The organism is Bifidobacterium sp. B4111 (assembly GCF_026537235.1).
Taxonomy (GTDB): domain Bacteria; phylum Actinomycetota; class Actinomycetes; order Actinomycetales; family Bifidobacteriaceae; genus Bombiscardovia.
This window is the reverse complement of record NZ_JAFNMO010000004.1, coordinates 1-20,555: the sequence shown is the minus strand read 5'-3', so window position 1 is coordinate 20,555 and position 20,555 is coordinate 1. Positions and strand designations below refer to the sequence as shown.

Genomic DNA, 20,555 nt, shown 5'->3' with positions numbered 1-20,555 from the left:
ACTCATAGTCGGTCCCTCTCCCTCACGCATACCGGATCCGCGGATCGAGCACTGCGTAGAGCAGGTCGACCAGGAGGCTGGTGATGACGAAGATCAGGACCAGAATGGTCACGATGGAGACCACCAGGGTGCCTTCGCCCCTCAGGATGGCCTGGTAAAGGGTGTTGCCCACGCCCTGGATGTTGAAGATGCGCTCGGTGATCATGGCCCCGCCCATCAGTCCGCCGATGTCGGCGCCCAGGTAGGTGACCACGGGGATCAGGGAGTTGCGCAGCACATGCCGCACGATGACGGACCGGTTGCTCATGCCCTTGGCCCGGGCCGTGCGCACGTAGTCCTCGGAGATGTTGGAGGTGATCTCCGTCCTGGTCAGACGGATAATGGAGGCCATGGATACCGACCCCAGCACAACGGCCGGCATGAGCAGATCAATGAAGCCCGGATTGGCCCCGGCTGTAGCCGGCAGCAGATGCCATTTGACGCCGAACAGGTACTGCAGGATGAAGCCGGTGACGAAGGTAGGCACCGAAATCAGCAGCAGGGAGAGGACCAGGATGATGTTGTCCGACCACTTGCCCTTGGTCAGGCCGCCGATGATGCCGAAGATCACGCCGAAGACGCCCTCGAAGACGAAGGCCATCAGGGCCAGCTTGATGGTCACCGGGAAGGCCCTGCCGATCACGCTGATCACGGGCTGGCCGGCGAAGGTGTTGCCGAAGTTCAGGGTCAGCGCGTTCTTCAGGAAGAGCACGTACTGCACGATGAAGGGCTTGTCGAGATTGTATTCCGAACGTATCTGTGCGGCAACGGCCTGGTTGACCGGCTTGTCTCCGAACATGGCGGCCACAGGGTCGCCGGGAAGCGCGAAGACCAGCGCGTATATCAGCAGTGTCGTGCCGAGAACGACGGGGATCATCTGCAGAATACGTCGCAGAAGATATTTTCCCATCGGCTATTCTCCTTTGTCATCCGCGACCGGGATCGGCATGGGGATCGGGGCCGCCGCAAAAATTCTTGTTTGAGTCTACCAGCACACCTCAACAGGGGTGCAAAGACACCAAGGCCGGCGCGGAATGGATCCTTCCGCGCCGGCCCGGGCGGTGTCAGCTGTCAGGTGCGGGATTCAGGCTCCCGTCATCTCACTTGCTGATGTTGTAGTAAGCAGGGACGCCCTTCCAGTTGAAGGAGAATCCTTGGACGTTCTTGGCGGCCACGCCGTTGGAGTTCTGGTAGTAGAGCGGAACTGCGGGCAGGTCGCGGAAGAGCAGCTCTTCGGACTGCTGGTAGATCTTGTTGGCCTCGTCGATGCTCTTGGCGGAGGCTGCCTTGTCCATCAGGCCGTCGAACTCGGGGTTCTTGTAGTCGCCGTCATTGGACCCGTTGCCGTTGGCTGCCGAGCTGGCGAAGTTGCTGGACAGGTAGCTCTCGGGCGAGGGGTAGTCGGGCTGCCAACCGGAGCGGAAGGCCGAGTCGGTGAACTTGCGGTTCTGCACGTTGGAGCGGAACTCGCTGAAGGTGGGCAGAGGGTTGCCTGCAGCCTGGATGCCCAGGGCGTTCTTGATGGAGTTGGTGACGGCGTCGTAGATCTCCTTGTGGGCGCCATCGGCGTTGTAGGCGATCTTGAAGGTGTCGCCCTCACTCCATGGGGAGATCTTGTTGGCCTCGGCCCAGAGCTCCTTGGCCTTGGACGGGTTGTACTTGAGCACGTCAGATCCCTTGATACTGGTTGAATAGCCGGGAATGACGGGGGCAGTGAAGTCGTGGACCTCCTTGGCGGTTCCGGACAGCACCTTCTTGATGATGGTTGGCCGGTCGATGGACATGGAGATGGCCTGACGACGCAGGTGGCCCTCCTCATCCTGGCCGAAGTGCTTCATGTAGGTGGGGATGGTGAACATCTGGATGACCGAGCCTGGGTCGTTGATGGCCTGGACCGTGTTGTCGGTCTGGAAGGTCTTACGAGCCGAGGCGGGCAGAGTGTCCAGCACATCCAGGTTGCCGGCCTGCACGTCGCGGTAGGCTGCGGTGGCATCGGTGTAGGAGCGGAACTCCACGCCGCCGTTCTTGACCTTGACGCCGCCCTTGTAAGCGGGGTCCTTGACGACCTTGATGGACTTGTTGTGCTCCCAGGACTGGAACTTGTAGGGTCCCACGGTCACCGGCTTCTCACCGAAGGCCTTGGTGTCCTTATAGAAGGACTCAGGCAGGGGCGCAAAGGCGGTGTAGCCCACCTGGATGGGGAAGGTGGAGGAAGGCGAGGTCAGATCAACGGTGAAGGTCTTGTTGTCGATGACCTTCAGGCCGGACAGCTGGGCATCGCTGGGGGTGCCCTCCTTCTGCAGGTCGTCATAACCCTTGATGTTGGCGAAGAAGCTGGAGCCCAGCTGCTTGTTGGCGATGCTGGACGCCCAAGACCAGGCCTTGGTAAAGGACTGTGCGGTGACCGGGGTGCCATCCGAGAACTTCCAGCCGTCGTTGATGGTCACGGTGTACTGGGTGTTGTCCTCGTTGGCCTTGATCTGCTTGGCGATCTCGTTGACTGGCTTGCCCTTGTCGTCAAAGCGGACCAGCTTGGAGAACATGACGTCGATGGGGTTGCCACCCCCCACCTCGTTGGTCATGCTGGGGATGAGCGGATTGGCCGGCTCAGGGTTGAAGACCGAGATGACGGCATTCGAGCTGCCACCGTTGGTCCCCTTGGCAGAGGAGTCCGATCCACCGGATCCGCCGCAGGCACCCAGCGTGAGTGCCATGACGCACAGTCCGGCACCCGCAATGGTCAGGGCCGATTGCTTCTTCATATATCTTGCTCTTTCCTTTGGTTGGTTTCCCGAACCGCCAGTCATCGACGGCGGTTCATGCCGTTTCCGGCACGATCATTACTGGTCCTTGGACAGCTCCGGGAAGATCGGATAGCCATCCCAGCCCAGACGCATCCCATGGACCTTCTTGGCGGAGGCGCCAATGTTGTTTCCATAATAGAGCGGAACCGCCGGCATGTCCTGTAGAAGGATCTCCTCAGCCTGCTGGAAGAGCCTGTTGGCTTCATCGGTATCCTTGGCCTTGGCAGCCTGCTTCAGCAGGGCGTCGAACTTGGAGTTCTTGTAGTCGCCATCGTTGGATCCGTTGCCATCGGCCGCCGAGCTGGCGAAGTTGCTCATCAGATAGCTCTCTGGCGATGGATAGTCGGGCGACCATGAAGACCTGAAGGCCGCATTGTTATAGAGGCGCTTTTTGATGTTGCCGCGGAACTCGCTGAAGGTGGGCACGGGAGAGGCCTCGGCCTTGATGCCAAGCGTGTTCTTGATGGAGTTAGCCATGCCGTCGTAGAAGTCCTTGGCTCCGCCATCCGAACTGTAAAGCAGTTGGAAGCTCTTGTCTGCCGGCCACTTGCTGATGGCATCGGCCTTGGCCCAGTACTCCTTGGCCTTCTTGGCGTTGTACCTGAGGTTGTCCGAACCCTTGAGATCCTTGGTATAGCCTGGAATGGTCGGCGCGGTGAAGTCGGTGGGCTGCACGCCCAGACCGCCCAGGACCTTGTCGATCAGCATCTTCCGGTCAATCGCCATGGAGATGGCCAGGCGGCGCAGGTGGCCCTCCTGATCCTGGCCGAAATGCTCCATCGTGGTAGGAATGGTGAACATCTGCAGGGTGGAGCCGGGCTTGTTATAACTCTGAACCATGCTGTCGGTCATGAAAGTCTTGACGGCGGAGGTGGGAATCCTGTCGATCACATCCAGGTTGCCCGCCTGTACATCGGAATAGGCGGAACCCAGGTCCGTGTAGACCTTATAGTCGATGCCGCCGTTGCGGACCTTGACCTCCCCGTCGTAGCCGTCGTTCCTGCGAAGCTTGATCATGACGTTGTGCTGCCAGGATTCGAACTTGTAGGGACCCGAGCTGACCGGGTTCTCCCCGTAGGCCTTGGGATTCTTGTAGAAGGATTCAGGCAGGGGCGCAAAAGAGGTATAGCCCACCTGAATGGGGAAGGTGGACGAGGGCGAAATGAGGTCCACGGTGAAGGTCTTGTCATCGATGACCTTCAATCCGGAGAACTGGGCATCCGTAGGCACGCCCTGCTTCTGCAGGTCATCAAAGCCCTTGATATTGGAGAAAAAGCTGGCGTTCAGCTGGCCGTTGGACACATTGGCGCTCCAGGACCAGGCCCTGGTGAAGGACTTGGCGGTGATAGGGGTGCCATCCGAGAACTTGCGCCCGTCGGCCAGGGTGACCTTGTACTGGGACATGTCGTCGTTGCCCTTGATTTCCGAGGCCAGATCGTTGTGGGCCTTGCCCTGGTCATCGAAGCGGATCAGTTTGGAGTTGATGGCGTCCACGACCTGCCCGCCGCAGCTTTCCGCGGCGCTGCTGGGAATGAGCGGGTTGGCCGGCTCGCACCCATGGACCGACACCACGGCGTTTTTGCTGGCCTGGTCGCCGGACGACTGCTCGGCACCCTCGGTATCGGTACTGCTGCCGCCACTACCGCAGCCACTGGCCAGAAGCGCCAAGGCACAGATGACCGCTGACACCACCGTGAGCTGTGAACTTTTCTTCATTCCTGCCGCTCCCCTTTAGCTGGTTATCAACGTCTCGCCTGTATCCCGAAAGTCTTTGACCGATGTTCAAGTTACAATACGCCATATTCTGATACCAGGATGTTTCCCAAGACAAGTCCTGTCTCATTTGCCGGATTTCAGGCCCTTGGAAAAGCCTGCCTGTACCGGGCCCGCAGCTGCTCGATGGAAACGTGGGTGTAGCGCTGGGTGGTCCGCAGGGAGGAGTGGCCCAGCATCTCCTGAACCTCGCGCAGGTCGGCTCCCCCATCCAGCATATGCGTGGCGGCCGAGTGCCGCAGGGCATGGGGGGCTATGTCGGGCACCCCGGCCTGACCGGCCGCCTGGTGGACCACCTTGCGGACCTGACGCTGACCAACCCTGCCGCCCAGTTGACCCAGGAAGAGGGCCTGACCGGCCTTGCGGGCCGATTTGGCCGTTGCGCCCGCCAGGACCGGCCGCCCCTCCCCCAGCCAACGGTCCAGAGCACGATCGGCGGGCAGGCCATAGGGCAGGACCCGCTCCTTGGATCCCTTGCCCAGGACCTTTACGGTTCGGCTGTGCCGGTTCACATCATCCAGGTCCAGTCCGCAGAGCTCGGCCACACGCATGCCCGTGGCGTAGAGCAGCTCCAGCATGGCCGCGTCCCGCACCTGCAGGGCCGCTTGAACCTCCTGGTCCTCCCGGTGCTCGACCGGATCCTCGTCAACTGTATCCATCAGGGTGCGGGCCTGGTCGTGCGTCAGGATTCGTGGCAGGTGCTCGGACTGCTTAGGGCTGCTCAGGGCCAGGGTTGGGTCGGTCTTGATGCGGCCATGCCGGCTCAGCCAGCCGAAGAAGGACCTGAGAGCGGCTGTCTTCCGGGCCATGGTCGAGCGGGCGTGGGTGGCGGATTCGTGGGCCAGCCAGGACCTGATGGTGGCCAGGTCGATCTGCGCGGGATCATCGATGCCATGCAGATGCATCAGGTGCAGAAAGCCTGCCAGGTCGGCCCGGTAGGAGCGGACGGTATTGGGACTCTTGCCTGCCACCCGGGAAAGATAGTCGGTGAAGTCCTGCAGATCCTGATCCACTACGGGCGCTCCCTTCGCTTGGCTGTGCAGCATGTGCAATACAGTCTAGGCGCTTTAACCCTCGTCGCAGCCGCAGGCGATACTGACCCCGGAGGTGGATGGCCATGCGTTTGCCAGCAACCATACCGGCCGGAGCGCGGCTGGTGGTCAGGATTGCCCTGGGACCGGACCCGGAAGACGGAAGGCCCAAGTTCCGCGACTACGTGGGCCATGCGGTCGACTGGGACGGACGGCGGCTGATCCTGGACAGGGACCCGGCGGCCAATGGGTCGCGTCCCGGGGAACGTGTGACCCTGCAAGCGGCAGACATGGTGGCACTGAAGCCGGTCCCGGAACGCCGTTCGCCCCGCCCGGACCCACCTGATCTCAGTCGATGACCGGAGGGTGCAGCACCCGGGCCCGGCTGGTGGTCAGGAAGGCCGAGACCTGCTCGCCGCGCAGGGCCGAATCCAGCAGCTCCTGACGCCAGTTGCCCTCCTGCGGATCCAGCTCAAGGTCGGTGGTGGACATCTGCTCCTGGTCGCCCAGGGCGGCCTTGTAACGCCGGAAGGGGTCCGCCTGGAGGAAGAAGTCCTGGCGCTTTTTATCGGCCGCCGGCTCCTGGTTCCGCAAGAGGGAGGCCATGCCCTGCAGATTCTCGGCCAAGTCATCCAGAAGGTCGGCCACCTGGTCGGAGTTCTCCTCCACCATGGCCCGGGTCCGCTCAGGATCGGTCAGGGCCACCCGGGTCATGTCACGCCAGGATCCGGCCGCCAGGGCCGAGGCCACACGGCGGTCAGGCGATGTGGCCAGCATGTTGGCCAGGGCGGTGGCCACCGCATGGGGCATGTGCGAGATCAGTGCCGCGGCCCGGTCATGGGTGGCATCGTCCAGGACAATCAGCCGGTTGCCCAGCCCCTGGGTGACCATGTCAGCCACAGTCAAAAAGCGGCTGTAGTCCGTATGCTCATCGACGCAGAGGGCCCAGAGGGCATCTTCCAGGAGGGCCGGGTCCGAGTCCTCGTAACCGGAGCCCTCGCTGCCGGCCATGGGATGGGCGCCTACATAACGATCGGCCAGACCGGCCTGTTCGACCTGCTGGCGGACCGGACCCTTGACACTGCCCACGTCGGTCAGGGTGGTGCCCCGGGTCAGCACCGGAGCCAGGGCCTTGAGCACCTCGGGCATGGCCCGCAAGGGGGTGGCCAGCACCAGCACGTCTGCTTTGCCCTTGGCCAGCTCTTCCAGGGTGTCCACGCAATGGATCCCCTGGCTGCGGGCCTGCTCATAGGGACGGTCATTATGGTTCCAGGCGATCACGAACCGGCCCCGGGCAGCCAGACGGCGGGCTAGCGATCCGCCGATCAGGCCCAGCCCTGCCACGGCGATCTTGTGGGCCGAGGTCAGCACCGGCGAGGCGGCCATGCCTGCCATGGGATGCATGTGCTCGGGACCGGACAGGTCCATGTGTGAGAAGGGCGCGGATTCATCTACCATAACAACTCCTTGCTGATCGTCTCGGAATCGGGGTCCTCACCCCGGAAGGCCCCCGCCCTGGGCAGCATCCATTCGCGGATGGGGGGCGCTGGATGCGGGGTGCGCGGATGGACCGCCAGTGTCTTGAGCCAGTCCCCCTTGTCCAGCAGGTCGGCCAGCACCTGATGCAGACCCTTCTGCCACGGTGCGGCGTCAATGCTGGCTACGAAGCTGTAGGTCCCGTCGTGCCCCTTGATGGGCCGGGACATGAATGAGGTCATGTTCAGGCCCGCATCGCGCAGGCGGTCCAGCAGGTTGGCCAGCACGCCCGGCCCGGTGTTCAGGGGAATGAAGGTGACGATGGACTCGAAATCCCCGCCCGGCGCCAGACGCCGTGCCAGCCGGGCGGCCTGATCCCGGGGAGCCAGCAGCAGGAAGTCGGTGCGGGCCCCCTGATAGTCCTGCACCTCGCGCCGATAGGTCTCCAGTCCATAGAGGCTTCCGCAGATGCGCGGCCCCAGAGCCACCTGGTTGGGGCCCAGATCACGGCAGGCAGCGGCGTTGGAGTTGGCTGTCACGGGATTGAGGCCGGTCTCTTTGATGAAGCCCTTGCACTGGGCCAGGCCGTGGGGATGTGCAGCGACCTGGTCCAGGGGGCCATGGTCGGCCCGGACGAAGGCGTCAAAGACGATGGGCAGACGGACCATGCCGAAGCCCGCTACCGCTTGAGCGTCGATCAGGGCGTCCATGTTGGGCACCACATGGCCCTCCACGTTGTTCTCCCAGGCCAGCACTCCCCAGCCTCGGCCCTCCTCCACGGCGGCCACGATGCCAGCCGCATCCGGGCAGGGGCGCAAGTCAGCCTGGCAACCCAGCCTTGTCTCCATGAGGTTGGCGGCCTCAAGGGCGGCCTGATGGGTGAAGGTTCCCTCGGGACCCAGGAAGTACAGGGAGACCCGGTCGGGCACAGTCGCCGGCTTTCCTGACGAATCCTGACTCATACTGGTCGCCCCTGACGGCGCAGGGGGCCGTCGGCAAACCAGGAGGCCGGCAGGCAGATGGCCAGGGTCTGAATCAGGACCAGCCCGCCCATCCAGAGGAAGACCGCATACTTGGCAAAGAATGTAGGAAAGTTGGCGTAGGGCATGAGCACATCGCCGCCCGGTCCGCGCATGGAGAGCAGCCAAACCATGACCGTCGAGGCCACCAAATGCAGTGCCAGACCCATGGTGCCGCTGTCGCAACGGACCCACCAGGCGGCCAGGGCCACCAGCAGATAGGCCAGGACCATCCCCCAGGGCAGACCCTGAGCGGCCCTGGAGCGCTGGACCAGGGTTCCCAGCACGCCCACCGCCAGGCCGATGGGCAGGCCCAACAGGCAACGGAAGGGGCTCGCCATGCCTGACTCCCCGGTCGAATGGGAGGGGGCCTGGTCCTTGGATTTGGAAACCTGAGACTTCATGGGTTCAAGACTAGTCCGACCCGGTCACCGTGGGGCGGCCGGGTCGGACTGTTCTGATTGTGAGAGCGGGTTTACTTCTTGTTGGCCCTGCGCTGGCGGGCGTTCCACTTGTACCAGGCATCTCTGTCCAGGATGATCTTGCGCACGCGGATGGACTCGGGAGTCACCTCCACGCACTCGTCATCGTTGGCGAAGTCCAGGGACTCCTCCAGGCTCATGTCGATGGGCGGGGTCAGGGTCTCCAGCACATCGGCGGTGGAGGAACGCATGTTGGTCATGTGCTTCTCCAGGGTGATGTTGATGTCCAGGTCGCCGGGCTTGTTGTTGATGCCCACGATCTGCCCCTCGTAGACGGGCGACTGGGGCTTGACAAAGAACTCGCCACGGGCCTGGAGCTTCTGCATGGCATAGGGGCTGGCCTTGCCCGAGCGGTCGGAGACCATGGATCCGTTCTGCCGGGTCTTGATGTCGCCCGCCCAAGGGGCGTAGCCGGCGGAGATCGACGAGGAGATGCCGGTGCCGCGGGTGGCGGTCAACAGGGCTGTGCGGAAGCCCAGGAGGCCACGGGAGGGCACGGTGAACTGCATCCTGACCCAGCCGGAGCCGTGGTTGGTCATGGTCTCCATGCGGCCCTTGCGATCGGCCATGAGCTGGGTGACCGCGCCCATGTACTCCTCGGGCACGTCGATGGTGTCGGATTCCATAGGCTCCTGAAGCTTGCCGTCCACGGTCTTGGTGACCACCTGGGGGCGGCCTACGGTCAGCTCGTAGCCCTCGCGGCGCATCTGCTCGGCCAGGATGGCCAGGGCCAGCTCGCCACGACCCTGGACCTCCCAGGCATCGGGCCGGTCGGTGGGCAACACCTTGATGGAGACGTTGCCGATCAGCTCGCGGTCCAGACGGTCCTTGAGCATACGGGCGGTCAGCTTGTGATCCTTGCCCTCGGTGCCGGCCAGGGGCGAGTCGTTGGTGCCGAAGGTCATGGAGACGGCCGGATCGTCAACGTGGATCAGAGGCAGGGGGCGGGGGTCGTCCTGGTCGACGATGGTCTCGCCGATCATGATGTCCTCCACGCCGGCCACAGCCACGATGTCACCGGGGCCGGCCTCGTCCACCGGCGAGCGCTGCAGGCCCTTGGTGCGCAGAATCTCGGTCAGCTTGAAGTTCTCGATGGACCCGTCCACGCGTGACAGGCCGTACTGGCGACCCTTGTTCAGGGTGCCGTTGTAGATGCGCACCAGACCCAGACGGCCCAGGTAGTCGGAGGCGTCGATGTTGGTCACATGGGCCTGCAGAGGGGCACCCTCCTCGTACTCCGGGGCGGGGATGTTGGTCAGGATGGCCTCGAAGAGGGGCTCCAGATCGTCGTTGTCGGGCACGGCGCCGTCGGCGGGCTGGTTGACGGAGGCCTTACCTGCCTTGGCTGCGCAGTAGATGACCGGCAGGTCCAGGAGGGAATCCAGATCCAGATCCACTCCCTCCTCGCTCACATCCTGGGCCAGGCCCAGAAGCAGATCGGTGGACTCGGAGACCACCTCGGAGATGCGGGCATCGGGACGGTCGGTCTTGTTGATGACCAGGATGACGGGCAGCTTGGCCTCCAGGGCCTTGCGCAGGACGAAGCGGGTCTGAGGCAGGGGCCCCTCGGAGGCGTCCACCAGCAGAACCACGCCGTCGACCATGGAGATGCCACGCTCCACCTCGCCGCCGAAATCAGCGTGGCCGGGGGTGTCCACCACGTTGATGGTGATGCCGTCAGGCTCGCCCAGCTTGGCGGCCAGCGGACCTGTGTACTTGACGGCGGTGTTCTTGGCCAGGATGGTGATGCCCTTCTCCTTCTCCAGGTCGTTGGAATCCATGACCCGGTCGGGCACCTCCTCCCGCTCGGAGAAGACGTGCGACTGCTGCAGCATGGCGTTGACCAGGGTGGTCTTGCCGTGGTCAACGTGTGCCACAATCGCCACATTTCGTATATCGCCGCGTACCGCCATCAAAACCTCATTCTCGTGAATGCTATCCATGCCCCTACCGGCCTGTCTGCCGGCTGGCTTGGTCCCGGAATCGGACAAACAGAGACAAGTGTAACCGCCTTGTGTGACAGGCGTTCACTCCTCCTCGCCCCGGGGCGAACCCTGGGCCGGATCCGGAGACTGAAGCTGGCCGGACAGCTCCTGGCGAGCCTGGGCCAGGGCCGAGTCCTCGTCGGGCAGGAAGGGGGCCAAGGAGGGCAGATCCTCTAAGGATTGCAAGCCCATCCGCTCAAGGAAGAGGTCGGTGGTGACCAGCAGGGCGGCATGGTTCTGCTCGTCCAGGCCCTCCTCGCGAACCAGGCCGCGCACCAGCAGGGCCCTGATGACCCCGTCGGAGTTGACCCCGCGGATCTGGCCCACCTGGGCACGGGTCATGGGCTGGCGGTAGGCCACGATGGCCAGGGCCTCCAGGGCCGCCTGGGAGAGGCGTGCCGTCTGGCCGTCCTTGACGAAGGCCTCCACCACGGGCTGGTAGGCGGCCCGGCTGGTCAGCTGCCAGCCCCGGGCGGTCCGGCGCAGTTCGAATCCTCGGTCGTTATAGGACTCGGCCAACGATTCCAGGGCGGCATTGACCAGGTCCGGATCCACAGCCAGCACCCGGGAGAAGTCCTCTGCAGTCAGCGGTCGGTCCGTGGCCACCAAAATGGCCTCCAGGCAGGCGGTAAGTCCGCCCGGAAAGTCCTGTACGTCGAAGTCCACATATTCGGGACGGGTGTCGGGAGCCGAGGTTTGGCTCATGCGAAGTCCCCCTCACTGATCAAGGCCGTTTCCGGCTCATGGGTAGGCCCAACCCAGCGCAGGTAGAGCGGCTGGTAAGGGCCATCCTGACGGTACTGGATCAGCTCCTGCCTAAAGAAAATAAGCACGGCCAGGAATCGGGCCACCACCTGCGCGCGGCCCATGGAGGAGGCGACCAGATCGGCGAAGGCCACCGGCTGCCCGGGCTGTACCAGCAGGGCTTGGCGAACCTGCTTGGCTTCCTTGTTCAGGTCGACCAGGGGCACGTGCAGCTGGTCCAGACGAACCTGGGAGGCCGGAGCATTAACCAGGGCGTTGGCGCAGAGCAGGGCCAGATCCTCCGGCTTCAGGGTCCAGACCAGATCAGGCAGCAGATGGGCGAGTTCGGGCTCCAGATGGCCGGGATGCGGGTAGCGGCCCGAGTTGGCGGCCAGCCTGGCTCGAAAGTCTTGCCCCGCCTGCTTGAAGGCCCGGTACTGCAGGAGCCTGGCGAAGAGCAGATCACGCTCCCGAAGGGCATCCATGGAGGCCTGGTCGCGCATGGACTCGTCCTCCACAGGCAGGAGGGCAGCGCTCTTGGCCTCGACCAGCACCGAGGCCACATCCAGGAAGGCACTGGCCTGGTCCAATCCCTGACTGAAGTCCAGGGTGCGCACATAGTCCAGAAACTCCCCGGTGATGGAGGCCAGGGAGACCTCCGTCAGTGAGAGCTTGCGGTTGGCCAGCATGCCCAGCAGCAGGTCGAAGGGTCCCTGGTAGACATCCAGGTCGACGGCGAAACCGTCCGCTGATCCGCTCACGCCACGATGCCGCGGGCGATCAGCTCCCGGGCTACCTCCCGATACTCCTTGGCCGTCTTGTGCTCGGGGGCGAACATGGTGATGGGCTCGCCGGCCACCGTGGCATCGGGCAGCTTGATGGACCGGCTGATGATGGAGTGCAGGACCTTGCCCTTGAAGGCCTCGTAGATGCGCTGAAGCACCTCGTCCGAATGCAGGGTCTTGGTGTACATGGTGACCAGCACCCCGTAGATCTGCAGATCAGGGTTGATGCGGCTGCGGACCTTCTCTATGGATTGCATGAGCAGGGCCACGCCGCGCAGAGCGAAGAACTCGGCCGCCACGGGAATGATGACCCCATCCGCAGCAGTCAGCGCGTTGACGGTCAGCAGGCCGAGCGAGGGCTGGCAGTCGATGATGATGGCGTCATACTCCTGCCGCAGGGGCCGGATGGTGGCCGCCAGGGCCTGTTCCCTGCCGACCTCGGTGACCAGCTGAATCTCGGCGGCCGACAGATCGATGTTGGCCGGGATGATGTCCAGGCCGTCGAAACGGGTGTGCCGGACCACCTCATGGACATCCAGAGAGGTGTCGAACATGGCGGTGTAAATGGTGTTATCCACGCTGTTGGCATTGATGCCCAGACCCACGGTGGCCGCGCCCTGGGGGTCGAAGTCCACGATCAGCACCCGTCGCCCGTACTGGCACAGGGACCCGGCGATATTGATGGATGAGGTGGTCTTGCCCACGCCGCCCTTTTGGTTGCACATGGCGAGAACACGGGCCGGGCCGTGCTGTTTCAAAGGCTCCGGGGCAGCGAACGTCTCATACTCGCGCCCTAACAAATCCGTAGGCATGCTTCTACCCTATCAAGTTTCCGACCGCATTCGCGGGTTGGCGGGTCAGCGAGCGCGAGGATGGGCCGTCTGGTAGGTCTCCATCAGGGCCTGGGGGCTGACGTGTGTGTAAATCTGGGTTGTAGTCACCGAGGCGTGGCCCAGCAGCTCCTGAACCGAACGCACATCGGCGCCTCCCTCCAGCAGATGAGTGGCGAAGGAGTGCCGCAGGGTGTGGGGGTGCAGTGGTCTGTTCAGGCCCGCCCGGCGTCCGGCATCCCTGACCACCTGCCAGACGGTCTGCCTGGTCAGCCGCTTGCCCCGCTTGTTGAGGAAGACGGCACGCAGCTCCCTGCCCTTGGTGGCCCGATCGCACAGGCTGGACCGTCCCAGATTCAGGTAGGCCTGCATGGCCTGGCAGGCGTAGAAGCCCATGGGCACCAGACGTTGCTTGTCGCCCTTGCCGGTCAGACGGACCACCCGCTCGTTAAGGTCCATGTCCTCCAAGTCGGTGCCGACGGCCTCCGAGACCCGGCAGCCGGTGGCGTACATAAACTCCAGCAGGGCCTTGTCCCGCAGGACCACCGGATCCTTGGACCCGCCCATGGCAGCCACATCCAGCAGCCGGGCCACCTGGTCCACGTCCAACACATCGGGCAGGACCGAGGTGCCCTTGGGAGCCTTGACGGTACGGGAGACATCCTGGTCGGTCACCCCCTGCTTGAGGGCGAACCGGTGCCACTCATGGACGGCGGCCATCCTTCGGGAGCGGCTGGCTGGACTTTCATCGGCCAGATGGGCCAGGAAACCCTCCACATCGGCGGTCTTGATCTGTTCCAGGTTGGTGATGCCTCGAGCGGATAGCCAATTGATGTACATGGTCAGATCGGACTTGTAGGCCTTGACCGTGGCAGGGGCTAGACCCCGCTCCAGCCCGGTATAGGCCAGGAACTGATCCAGCAGGGCGGTCAGCCCCTCCTGATGATCGCCGTCCACTACCGCTTAACCTCCGGTTCTCTTCATCAGTGCTGGTCTGTAGGCCACATTCTAACGCTCCACTCCCCCTGTTTCCATGCTTCCGACGCGCTCGGTATTGCCGCGACCGCTCAAGAGAGCTCCCGGACCAGCCCTTGAATCCCCTCTTGCTGAAGAATCCGTCGGTAGGGTCCGGCCTCCCTGCTGATGATCCTGTCGATGGCATGCATGCCCAGCAGTTCCACCGGCGCATTGTCATCGGTCAATACTCTTCCCTCTGCATTCCCAACCGTGCTCAGACGGGTGCTGACCTGCTCCATCATCGCGGATAGGTCCGGATCAGGGCTGACCCTGAAGGCAGCCTCCGCCAGCAGGTCGGAATGCGGATAGTCTCTCATGGCCGCCTTCTTGCCCTGGTTATCCCCTTCTGATCCCGAGCAATCCTCGGAAGCGGGGCGGCGCGCAAAGAGCTCGCGGTTGGTGGTCTGGGGCACGTCGGCCGTCAGGATGGCATCGGATCCGAAGACCCTGGTGATGGTATTGGTCAGGGCCGCATTGATGGACCCCTGACCGTCGTCGATCATGTTCATGTTGACCACCATGACCCCGCCCGGATTCAGGTGATTCCTGACCAGGGTGAAGAACTCGGTGGAGCTCATCTGGAAGGGGATGGTGATGTCCTGATAGGCATCAACCACGATCAGGTCGAAGCGCTGGCCACTGGCTGCCAGCCAGGCTCGCCCGTCGTAGGTGGAAACCGGAATATCGGCGGGCTGATCAAAATACTTGGTGGCCAGGTCACTGATGGTCCGGTCAATCTCCACCCCCTGGATGGCCATCCGAGGATAGTACCGCCTCAGCTGCCGGGCGTAGGTCCCGGTCCCCATGCCCAGGATCAGAGCCGAGCGGGCCTGATCAGCCATGAGCGGTGCCGCCAGGGCCGTGTCGTAGTACATACCGGTCATCCCGGGATGCTTCATGGTCACCGACTGAACGCCGAAGAGGACGTTCGTGGAAAGGATGGTTCTGTCCGCCAGGGTTTTGACCTGCAGGTAGTTGTAGATGGACTCGCCCTCGTAGGTCAGGCCCTTCTCCCAGAAGGCGAACCCCGTCATCGGAGACAGGGCGGCCGAGACCACAAAGGCCACCGTGGCGATCAGGCAGGCCTGGCGATGCGCTTGGGATGAAAGAAAGTAGACCAAGGCCACCAGAAGCAGTATCCCCGAGAAGATCAGAAAGGTGACGAAGGTCCCCACTGCCGGGATGGTCACAAAGGTGGGCAGGAAGGTGCCCAGGATGGAACCTACCGTGTTGCAGGCGCTGAGCCGGCCGACCACCGAAGCGTTGTCGTCCAGGGAGTCGGTGGCGCTCTTGACCAGTCCGGGGGTGATGGTGCCCAGGAGGAAGAGGGGCGGAACAAAGATGATCAGGCAGGAGATGAAAGCTGCCAGGACCAGGAAGTTGGTGGATACGGCCACGATCAGCAGCCCCGAGATCAGGATGATCAGATACTTGCCGACCAGTGGGATCAGGGCAATCCAGACCGCAGCGGCCATAATGCACAGGTAGAGCCTGTCCGGGTCAGGGTTCCGGTCGGCCCAACGGCCGCCGACGACGGCGCCCAAGGCTAGAGCGATCATGATGGTCCCGATGATGATAGTCCATACGATCTGGGAGGACGAGAAGTAAGGAGCCAGCAGGCGGGATGCTCCCAGCTCAGCGGCCATGACGGCCATCCCCGAGAAGAACTCAGTCACATAGAGAAAGATCCGCGACTGAAGGATGGGGCGCGACTGATTGATCCTGGCCGGCTTGGATCTGCCGCTACTCGGTGATGGACTGGACTGACCGGCCGATGCTGCCGATACAGCCGACACGTTTGCGCTGTGATCATCGTTCATGGCTGCTCCCGGCATCATTGTCGTCAATCAACTTACCGTCCCGCTGAGGAATGGTCAAATATGCAAAGAACCCCGCGAAAGGCGAGGTTCTTGAAATGCGGTGTTCGGGTCCGCTGATCAGGCAGCGACCGGAGCGTTCACATCGGCAGGCAGGGCCTTCTTGGCCTCAGCCACGATGGCGTTGAAGGTGTCGATGTCGTTGACAACCAGGTCGGCCAGGGCGCGACGGTCCAGCTCGATGCCGGCCAAGCGCAGCCCTTGGATGAAGCGGTTGTAGGTGATTCCCTGGGCGCGGCATCCGGCGTTGATGCGCTGGATCCACAGCTTGCGGAAGTCGCCCTTGCGGGCCTTGCGGTCCCGGAAGTTGTATGTATATGAATGAAGCAGCTGCTCCTTGGCCTTGCGGTAGAGACGGGAGCGCTGGCCACGGTAGCCTGACGCCCGCTCCAGGACGACCCGACGCTTCTTATGCGCGTTGACTGCCCGCTTGACTCGTGCCATAGATATTCCTCAGCTTTCTAAAATCTCACTCGACGCGACAGCACCCGCTCAGCGGGCCAGCATCCTCTTCATGTTCTTGGACTGGGTCGGAGCGAGCACCTCGTCAGTGGACAGGTGACGACGCTTCTTGGCCGACTTGTGCTCCAGATTGTGGCGCATACCGGTCCCGGCGTGCATGAGCTTGCCCGAACCCGTGGCCCGGACGCGCTTGGATGCGGCGGAGTTACTTTTCATCTTCGGCATTGCTGCCCTCCTTGGATTTCATCTGCTTGGGAGAAGTATTGTTGTCGGCCTTGGCAGCCAGATGGGCCGCCTGACGGGCCTTGCGCTCGGCACGGGCCTGACCGCCCCGCCGACGCTGCTCGGACTGGGTGTGGACCTTCTTGCCCTTGGGCGACAGGGTCATGATGATGTTGCGCCCCTCCTGCTTGGGGGCAAACTCGATGGAGCCCAGATCCGCGACGTCGTCAGCCAGCTTACGCAGGAGCTCCACGCCGCCGATGGGCCGGGACTGCTCGCGCCCACGCAGCATGATAGTGACCTTGACCTTGTCTCCGGCGGACAGGAAGCGGCGCACGTGCCCCTCCTTGACCTCGAAGTCGTGGTCGTCGATCTTCAATCTGAAGCGGATCTCTTTGATCTCCGACATGCTCTGATTGCGGCGCGCCTCACGAGCCTTGATCTTCTCGTTGTATTTGAACTTGCCGTAATCAATGAGCTTGGCGACCGGAGGCTTGGCCTTGGGCGCAACCTCGACCAGGTCAAGGTTGGCCTCCTTGGCCAGGTTGAGGGCGACGGAGGTCGCAATGATTCCCACCTGTTCGCCGTTGGGCCCGATCAGGCGTACCTGAGACACTCGTATATCGTCGTTAATCCTTGGTTCGTCGCTAATGATGACTCCTTCTCAAATACCACAACATCCACTGCCTGCAGCCAATCCACATGAGTCCAGGCGAAAAGACCATCGCTGCAAACGATGCGCTTTCGCATTCATGAGCGATTCTGTAAAACACAACAGAGCACCGCCACTTCTCGAACCCGAAGTCATAAGAGACTTCCAGGTGGGTCACCCGCTTTCTTGATTTCTCAAGCCGTTGGATATATTAGCACAATGCCGATAAGCGGTCAACTCTGACCGTTCTGGACCTCCGAGTCCTGGCTGATCAGGCGCCAGGCCTCTTTCACGACTTCCAGGAAAGCAGCGGGATCATGCGCGAAACGACCTAGAAAGACCCCATCGACAGTTGGCCATAGCTCAGTCAACAATCCCGGAGCAGCGGCCCCTCCATATATGAGCGACAAATTGTGGCATTGGGGGCCAAGCTTGTTTTTGATAATCGAACATACCTCTTGGACGTATTCAACTGGAGCGGGGCGGGAAGCTCCGACGGCCCAGACGGGTTCATATGCAATCCAGGCTGGAAGGTCAGGCTTCTCACCCAGCCCCATTTCGATCTGTTTTAAGCAATAATCAGCGGCTGCCTCAGGACCGTGGTTGCTCAGCTCACCCACACACAGCAGGGGTGTCAATCCATTGCGCCAGCATGCAAGAACCTTCCGCCCGATGAGTTCATCATCTTCCCCATACAGGCGACGGCGTTCCTCATGACCCACTTCGGCCACGGTCACACCCAGATCAAAAGCATCCCGGGGCGAGACCTCTCCAGTAAACGGGCCACGATCTTGATCGCATACATCCTGAATACCAAGATGAACATCCGTGGACAGCAGGGCCTGCCCAGCCTGCTCCACCGTAAGGTAATCCGGCAAAACCGCCATGGTCACCTTGTCCAGTGGAAGGGCTGCGGCATTGAGAAGATCGGCTAATCGTCGACAATATGCCAGTGTCTGTTTTCTTGTAAAATACATTTTCAGGCTTATAGCTACAATCGGCTTGTTCATCTTCCCCACTCTGCGCTATTAAAATTGACTATCTGCTGCCCACGGATTCATCATTGCTGATGAAGCTCAAATTCGCGGATGCGCGCCACCTTCGGGCCACTTCTGGAATCAGGATCGAACTCACTGTCCAGATAGGCCCTTAACAGGGATTTGGCTGTTTCGGGCCCCAGAACCTGAGCACCCATGGCGATGATGTTCGCATCATTGCTGCGGCGGGCACGCTCGGCTTGGTATATGTCCGATACGCAAGCGCAATAGGCTCCCGGCACCTTATTGGCCGAGATCGAAACGCCTAGACCCGTCCCGCACAGCAGGACGCCTCGATCCGCTTCGCCCCTAACCACGGACTGCGCAAGGGCGATGGCCACGTTGGCGTAGATCGGATCATCAGTAGGGAAATCGATCACCTCGTGACCTAGACGTCTTGCCTCCTCCATGAGCACATTCTTCAACCCTGCAGCATTAGGATCGGCTCCAAACGCCAGTCTCATTATCTTTCACCTTTCCTTGAATCTCGAATATCGACGTAGCGGGCTAGCGGCCTATACCACAATGCCTAGGACGGCATCCACCAGCAGCAGAGCAATCGGACCTACCACCGATTGGACAGTCACCAGAAAGCTCCATGTTTTCAACTCCTGAAGAACTGTCATGTCCAGATGCTCCTGGAAGGGCCAGAAGGCACCATCATTTGCATGAGAAAGATCATCGCTCCTACGGCGATGGCTAGAACAGCCAGCGCCTTTTGCAAATCACCAGTTTGTGCGACCATCGGAGCCGCAATGCCCGCTGCAGCCGCCACAGTGACCGTGCCAGACCCAAGAGCGACTCGGAAGAGCGTAGCGATCAGCCAAGCCGACAGAACGGTGGGAATGGCCCACTTGGATGTGGTTGTTGCTATTTGAGCGCTCAGACCAGTGCTCTGCAGCATTTCCTTAAGGCCACCGCCTTCGCCAATGATCAGCAGAACATTGACGACATCTTTTAAGCTGGTCTTGCTCTGACTCAATGTTCTCTTGGCGGTCATGCCCGAACCGAGCCCCAAGAAGATCAGCGCGTACAGGGTCGACAGCAGCAAGACGATCACAATATTCCCAAAAAATCGCGTAATCACATAACCGACGGAGCTCTGGGAGAAGAACGCCTTGTCGATGGTGCCGATGATCAGCAATATTGGGGCCAGCAAAACCGAAGGTAGTGATTTGAGCATGCTGGAAACCTGTGCCAGGGCGTCGTCCTTGATGGCATACTCAGAGCCGTCGCTTACCTGAAAGCGAGGGTAATACCGTTGTATGAGCTTGGGAGAACAGTCAGACACCGGCAGCGAACTCAGGGATGCAAATTACGATGTCGATTATGGAAACCAACCCGAGATCCACCCCGATTGCACCTGCACTGATGACAGCTCCCGAACCTATCACGATACCGGTAGTGGACAGCTGAGAACCGAACCCTGCAGTAGGGACATCCACGCCGAAACAGCCTATCCGTCAGGGAGGCACGCAGACGGAGTACGAACACGACACCGACCTGCAAGCGCACGGATATGTCGATGCCGATGGCAAGTACGTGACAGTGGACAAGGACAATACACCATCCCGAATGGCGGCGTATTCTCCTACCAGGCCAAAACAGGACAGGTGGCCGTCGTCACCACGTCGAAGACCAAGGGCATGACCTACCGGTACACCGTCAACATCGTTGCCCCGGGGGATCTCAGAAACTTCGTCCAGCATGTAATCACGATCATCTACATCACCCCTCCCCCCAGCCACCCAGGTGGCCGTCTGACCGGCATCAAGGTGAATGGCCACGATATACAGCACTTCAACCCGGACACCCGCCAATACACGGTCGAGGTGCCCAGGACCGACCAATGGACCATCGTCCCGCAATACGACGAACGATCCGGCATGAGCGTGCACACCCATAAGAACGGTGCCGACGCATCAATCACCACCACCAGCGCCGATGGCCTCGTGACCAGGAACTACACGTCCACGTCGCCGCCGCCGGACATCCGCGAGCAGAAAACGGCATCACCGGGATACTGGCCCAAGTCGAAAGCAGCATCACCCCGATCATCGTCACGTGCATTCTGCTCGTCATTTGTTCCATTCTTTCGATCCTGCTCCCCCGCTGGCGCAGGACCCGGTGGCGACAAGCCCGTCACCGTCATGATGCATACACCCCGGCAAGGGGATGCACCCCAAAATGTCGAAAACCGCCCGTGGCGGTCCGGCCTCCCCGGCAATCCGACAAATGTTGGAGAATGGAGCTGGTGGCAAAGTGTCATGTGAGGAGGGGGAGCTTATCATGGACGAGCATGGTCCGGCGAAAACCACAT

20 protein-coding genes and 1 pseudogene are annotated in these 20,555 nt (G+C 61.9%); 2 read left to right on the top strand and 19 right to left on the bottom strand.

The window, feature by feature from the left end; translation table 11 throughout:
- Positions 1–22 precede the first annotated feature (22 nt).
- The 4 genes from J3T93_RS07230 to J3T93_RS07215 all read right to left on the bottom strand — a co-directional run bounded on the left by J3T93_RS07230 (position 23) and on the right by J3T93_RS07215 (position 5,662).
- The gene (locus tag J3T93_RS07230) at positions 23–949 is read right to left on the bottom strand and encodes an ABC transporter permease (protein ID WP_121914526.1); all 927 of its coding nucleotides are present in this window, start codon (positions 947–949) and stop codon (positions 23–25) included.
- Positions 950–1,139: 190 nt separating this feature from the next.
- Positions 1,140–2,801 (bottom strand): peptide ABC transporter substrate-binding protein, encoded by a 1,662-nt coding sequence (locus J3T93_RS07225; protein ID WP_267431131.1) that lies wholly within the window; start codon positions 2,799–2,801, stop codon positions 1,140–1,142.
- 78 nt (positions 2,802–2,879) lie between these two features.
- Entirely contained in the window at positions 2,880–4,559 is a 1,680-nt protein-coding gene (locus tag J3T93_RS07220) for a peptide ABC transporter substrate-binding protein (RefSeq protein WP_267431130.1), read from the bottom strand.
- Between the two features lie 137 nt (positions 4,560–4,696).
- Positions 4,697–5,662 carry a tyrosine recombinase XerC gene (locus J3T93_RS07215; RefSeq protein WP_267431129.1) on the bottom strand — a complete coding sequence of 322 codons (966 nt, stop codon included), beginning with the start codon at positions 5,660–5,662 and terminating at the stop codon, positions 4,697–4,699.
- A gap of 71 nt (positions 5,663–5,733) precedes the next feature.
- Here J3T93_RS07215 and J3T93_RS07210 point away from each other — a divergent pair, with 71 nt between their 5' ends.
- Positions 5,734–6,006 carry a DUF6725 family protein gene (locus J3T93_RS07210; RefSeq protein WP_267400180.1) on the top strand — a complete coding sequence of 91 codons (273 nt, stop codon included), beginning with the start codon at positions 5,734–5,736 and terminating at the stop codon, positions 6,004–6,006.
- On the opposite strand, the gene J3T93_RS07205 is transcribed toward J3T93_RS07210, so the two are convergent.
- The 15 genes and pseudogenes from J3T93_RS07205 to J3T93_RS07135 form a co-directional block, all read right to left on the bottom strand.
- The gene (locus tag J3T93_RS07205) at positions 5,996–7,033 is read right to left on the bottom strand and encodes a prephenate dehydrogenase (RefSeq protein WP_267431221.1); all 1,038 of its coding nucleotides are present in this window, start codon (positions 7,031–7,033) and stop codon (positions 5,996–5,998) included. The two genes, J3T93_RS07210 and J3T93_RS07205, sit on opposite strands and share 11 nt — an antisense overlap.
- Positions 7,034–7,098: 65 nt before the next feature.
- The gene (locus J3T93_RS07200) at positions 7,099–8,085 is read right to left on the bottom strand and encodes a prephenate dehydratase domain-containing protein (RefSeq protein ID WP_267431128.1); all 987 of its coding nucleotides are present in this window, start codon (positions 8,083–8,085) and stop codon (positions 7,099–7,101) included.
- Positions 8,082–8,546 (bottom strand): alcohol dehydrogenase, encoded by a 465-nt coding sequence (locus J3T93_RS07195; RefSeq protein WP_267431126.1) that lies wholly within the window; start codon positions 8,544–8,546, stop codon positions 8,082–8,084. Before J3T93_RS07195 ends, J3T93_RS07200 begins: the two co-directional genes overlap by 4 nt.
- A gap of 71 nt (positions 8,547–8,617) precedes the next feature.
- Positions 8,618–10,537 (bottom strand): translational GTPase TypA, encoded by a 1,920-nt coding sequence (gene typA, locus J3T93_RS07190; protein ID WP_267431220.1) that lies wholly within the window; start codon positions 10,535–10,537, stop codon positions 8,618–8,620.
- Between the two features lie 114 nt (positions 10,538–10,651).
- Complete coding sequence (gene scpB, locus J3T93_RS07185) at positions 10,652–11,314, bottom strand: SMC-Scp complex subunit ScpB (RefSeq protein WP_267431125.1); 663 nt, start codon at positions 11,312–11,314, stop codon at positions 10,652–10,654.
- On the bottom strand, positions 11,311–12,114 hold the full coding sequence (locus J3T93_RS07180; protein WP_267431124.1) for a segregation and condensation protein A: 804 nt from the start codon (positions 12,112–12,114) through the stop codon (positions 11,311–11,313). The genes scpB and J3T93_RS07180 overlap by 4 nt, the downstream gene beginning before the upstream one ends.
- Entirely contained in the window at positions 12,111–12,950 is an 840-nt protein-coding gene (locus tag J3T93_RS07175) for a ParA family protein (protein ID WP_024627161.1), read from the bottom strand. Before J3T93_RS07175 ends, J3T93_RS07180 begins: the two co-directional genes overlap by 4 nt.
- A 45-nt stretch (positions 12,951–12,995) precedes the next feature.
- Positions 12,996–13,925 (bottom strand): site-specific tyrosine recombinase XerD, encoded by a 930-nt coding sequence (xerD, locus tag J3T93_RS07170; RefSeq protein ID WP_267431123.1) that lies wholly within the window; start codon positions 13,923–13,925, stop codon positions 12,996–12,998.
- 110 nt (positions 13,926–14,035) lie between these two features.
- Entirely contained in the window at positions 14,036–15,805 is a 1,770-nt protein-coding gene (locus J3T93_RS07165) for a spermidine synthase (RefSeq protein ID WP_267431122.1), read from the bottom strand.
- A gap of 117 nt (positions 15,806–15,922) precedes the next feature.
- Positions 15,923–16,306, bottom strand: coding sequence for a 50S ribosomal protein L20 (gene rplT, locus J3T93_RS07160; protein ID WP_015021618.1), 384 nt, complete (start codon positions 16,304–16,306; stop codon positions 15,923–15,925).
- A gap of 48 nt (positions 16,307–16,354) precedes the next feature.
- Positions 16,355–16,549, bottom strand: coding sequence for a 50S ribosomal protein L35 (gene rpmI, locus J3T93_RS07155; protein WP_024627165.1), 195 nt, complete (start codon positions 16,547–16,549; stop codon positions 16,355–16,357).
- On the bottom strand, positions 16,530–17,201 hold the full coding sequence (gene infC / locus J3T93_RS07150) for a translation initiation factor IF-3 (RefSeq protein ID WP_029676114.1): 672 nt from the start codon (positions 17,199–17,201) through the stop codon (positions 16,530–16,532). The genes rpmI and infC overlap by 20 nt, the downstream gene beginning before the upstream one ends.
- 230 nt (positions 17,202–17,431) lie before the next feature.
- Positions 17,432–18,208 carry a triose-phosphate isomerase family protein gene (locus J3T93_RS07145; protein ID WP_267400191.1) on the bottom strand — a complete coding sequence of 259 codons (777 nt, stop codon included), beginning with the start codon at positions 18,206–18,208 and terminating at the stop codon, positions 17,432–17,434.
- Positions 18,209–18,258: 50 nt separating this feature from the next.
- Positions 18,259–18,699: an RpiB/LacA/LacB family sugar-phosphate isomerase gene (locus tag J3T93_RS07140; RefSeq protein WP_045924139.1), complete on the bottom strand. Its 441-nt coding sequence runs from the start codon at positions 18,697–18,699 to the stop codon at positions 18,259–18,261.
- 51 nt (positions 18,700–18,750) lie between these two features.
- Positions 18,751–19,526, bottom strand: a pseudogene (locus J3T93_RS07135) (hypothetical protein).
- A gap of 322 nt (positions 19,527–19,848) precedes the next feature.
- Here J3T93_RS07135 and J3T93_RS07130 point away from each other — a divergent pair.
- Positions 19,849–20,508 (top strand): hypothetical protein, encoded by a 660-nt coding sequence (locus J3T93_RS07130; RefSeq protein ID WP_267431121.1) that lies wholly within the window; start codon positions 19,849–19,851, stop codon positions 20,506–20,508.
- Positions 20,509–20,555 lie beyond the last annotated feature (47 nt).

Bases quoted from the DNA above. Each gene is read 5' to 3' on its own strand.
- J3T93_RS07195 (WP_267431126.1), bottom strand. From the start codon at position 8,546: ATGAAGTCTCAGGTTTCCAAATCCAAGGACCAGGCCCCCTCCCATTCG.
- typA (WP_267431220.1), bottom strand. From the start codon at position 10,537: ATGGCGGTACGCGGCGATATACGAAATGTGGCGATTGTGGCACACGTT.
- J3T93_RS07145 (WP_267400191.1), bottom strand. From the start codon at position 18,208: ATGAACAAGCCGATTGTAGCTATAAGCCTGAAAATGTATTTTACAAGA.
- J3T93_RS07205 (WP_267431221.1), bottom strand. From the start codon at position 7,033: ATGGCCGCCTCGCCGGTGCTGACCTCGGCCCACAAGATCGCCGTGGCA.
- J3T93_RS07200 (WP_267431128.1), bottom strand. From the start codon at position 8,085: ATGAGTCAGGATTCGTCAGGAAAGCCGGCGACTGTGCCCGACCGGGTC.
- J3T93_RS07140 (WP_045924139.1), bottom strand. From the start codon at position 18,699: ATGAGACTGGCGTTTGGAGCCGATCCTAATGCTGCAGGGTTGAAGAAT.
- J3T93_RS07210 (WP_267400180.1), top strand. From the start codon at position 5,734: ATGCGTTTGCCAGCAACCATACCGGCCGGAGCGCGGCTGGTGGTCAGG.
- J3T93_RS07225 (WP_267431131.1), bottom strand. From the start codon at position 2,801: ATGAAGAAGCAATCGGCCCTGACCATTGCGGGTGCCGGACTGTGCGTC.
- J3T93_RS07215 (WP_267431129.1), bottom strand. From the start codon at position 5,662: ATGCTGCACAGCCAAGCGAAGGGAGCGCCCGTAGTGGATCAGGATCTG.
- J3T93_RS07165 (WP_267431122.1), bottom strand. From the start codon at position 15,805: ATGAACGATGATCACAGCGCAAACGTGTCGGCTGTATCGGCAGCATCG.
- rplT (WP_015021618.1), bottom strand. From the start codon at position 16,306: ATGGCACGAGTCAAGCGGGCAGTCAACGCGCATAAGAAGCGTCGGGTC.
- scpB (WP_267431125.1), bottom strand. From the start codon at position 11,314: ATGAGCCAAACCTCGGCTCCCGACACCCGTCCCGAATATGTGGACTTC.
- rpmI (WP_024627165.1), bottom strand. From the start codon at position 16,549: ATGCCGAAGATGAAAAGTAACTCCGCCGCATCCAAGCGCGTCCGGGCC.
- J3T93_RS07175 (WP_024627161.1), bottom strand. From the start codon at position 12,950: ATGCCTACGGATTTGTTAGGGCGCGAGTATGAGACGTTCGCTGCCCCG.
- J3T93_RS07220 (WP_267431130.1), bottom strand. From the start codon at position 4,559: ATGAAGAAAAGTTCACAGCTCACGGTGGTGTCAGCGGTCATCTGTGCC.
- J3T93_RS07230 (WP_121914526.1), bottom strand. From the start codon at position 949: ATGGGAAAATATCTTCTGCGACGTATTCTGCAGATGATCCCCGTCGTT.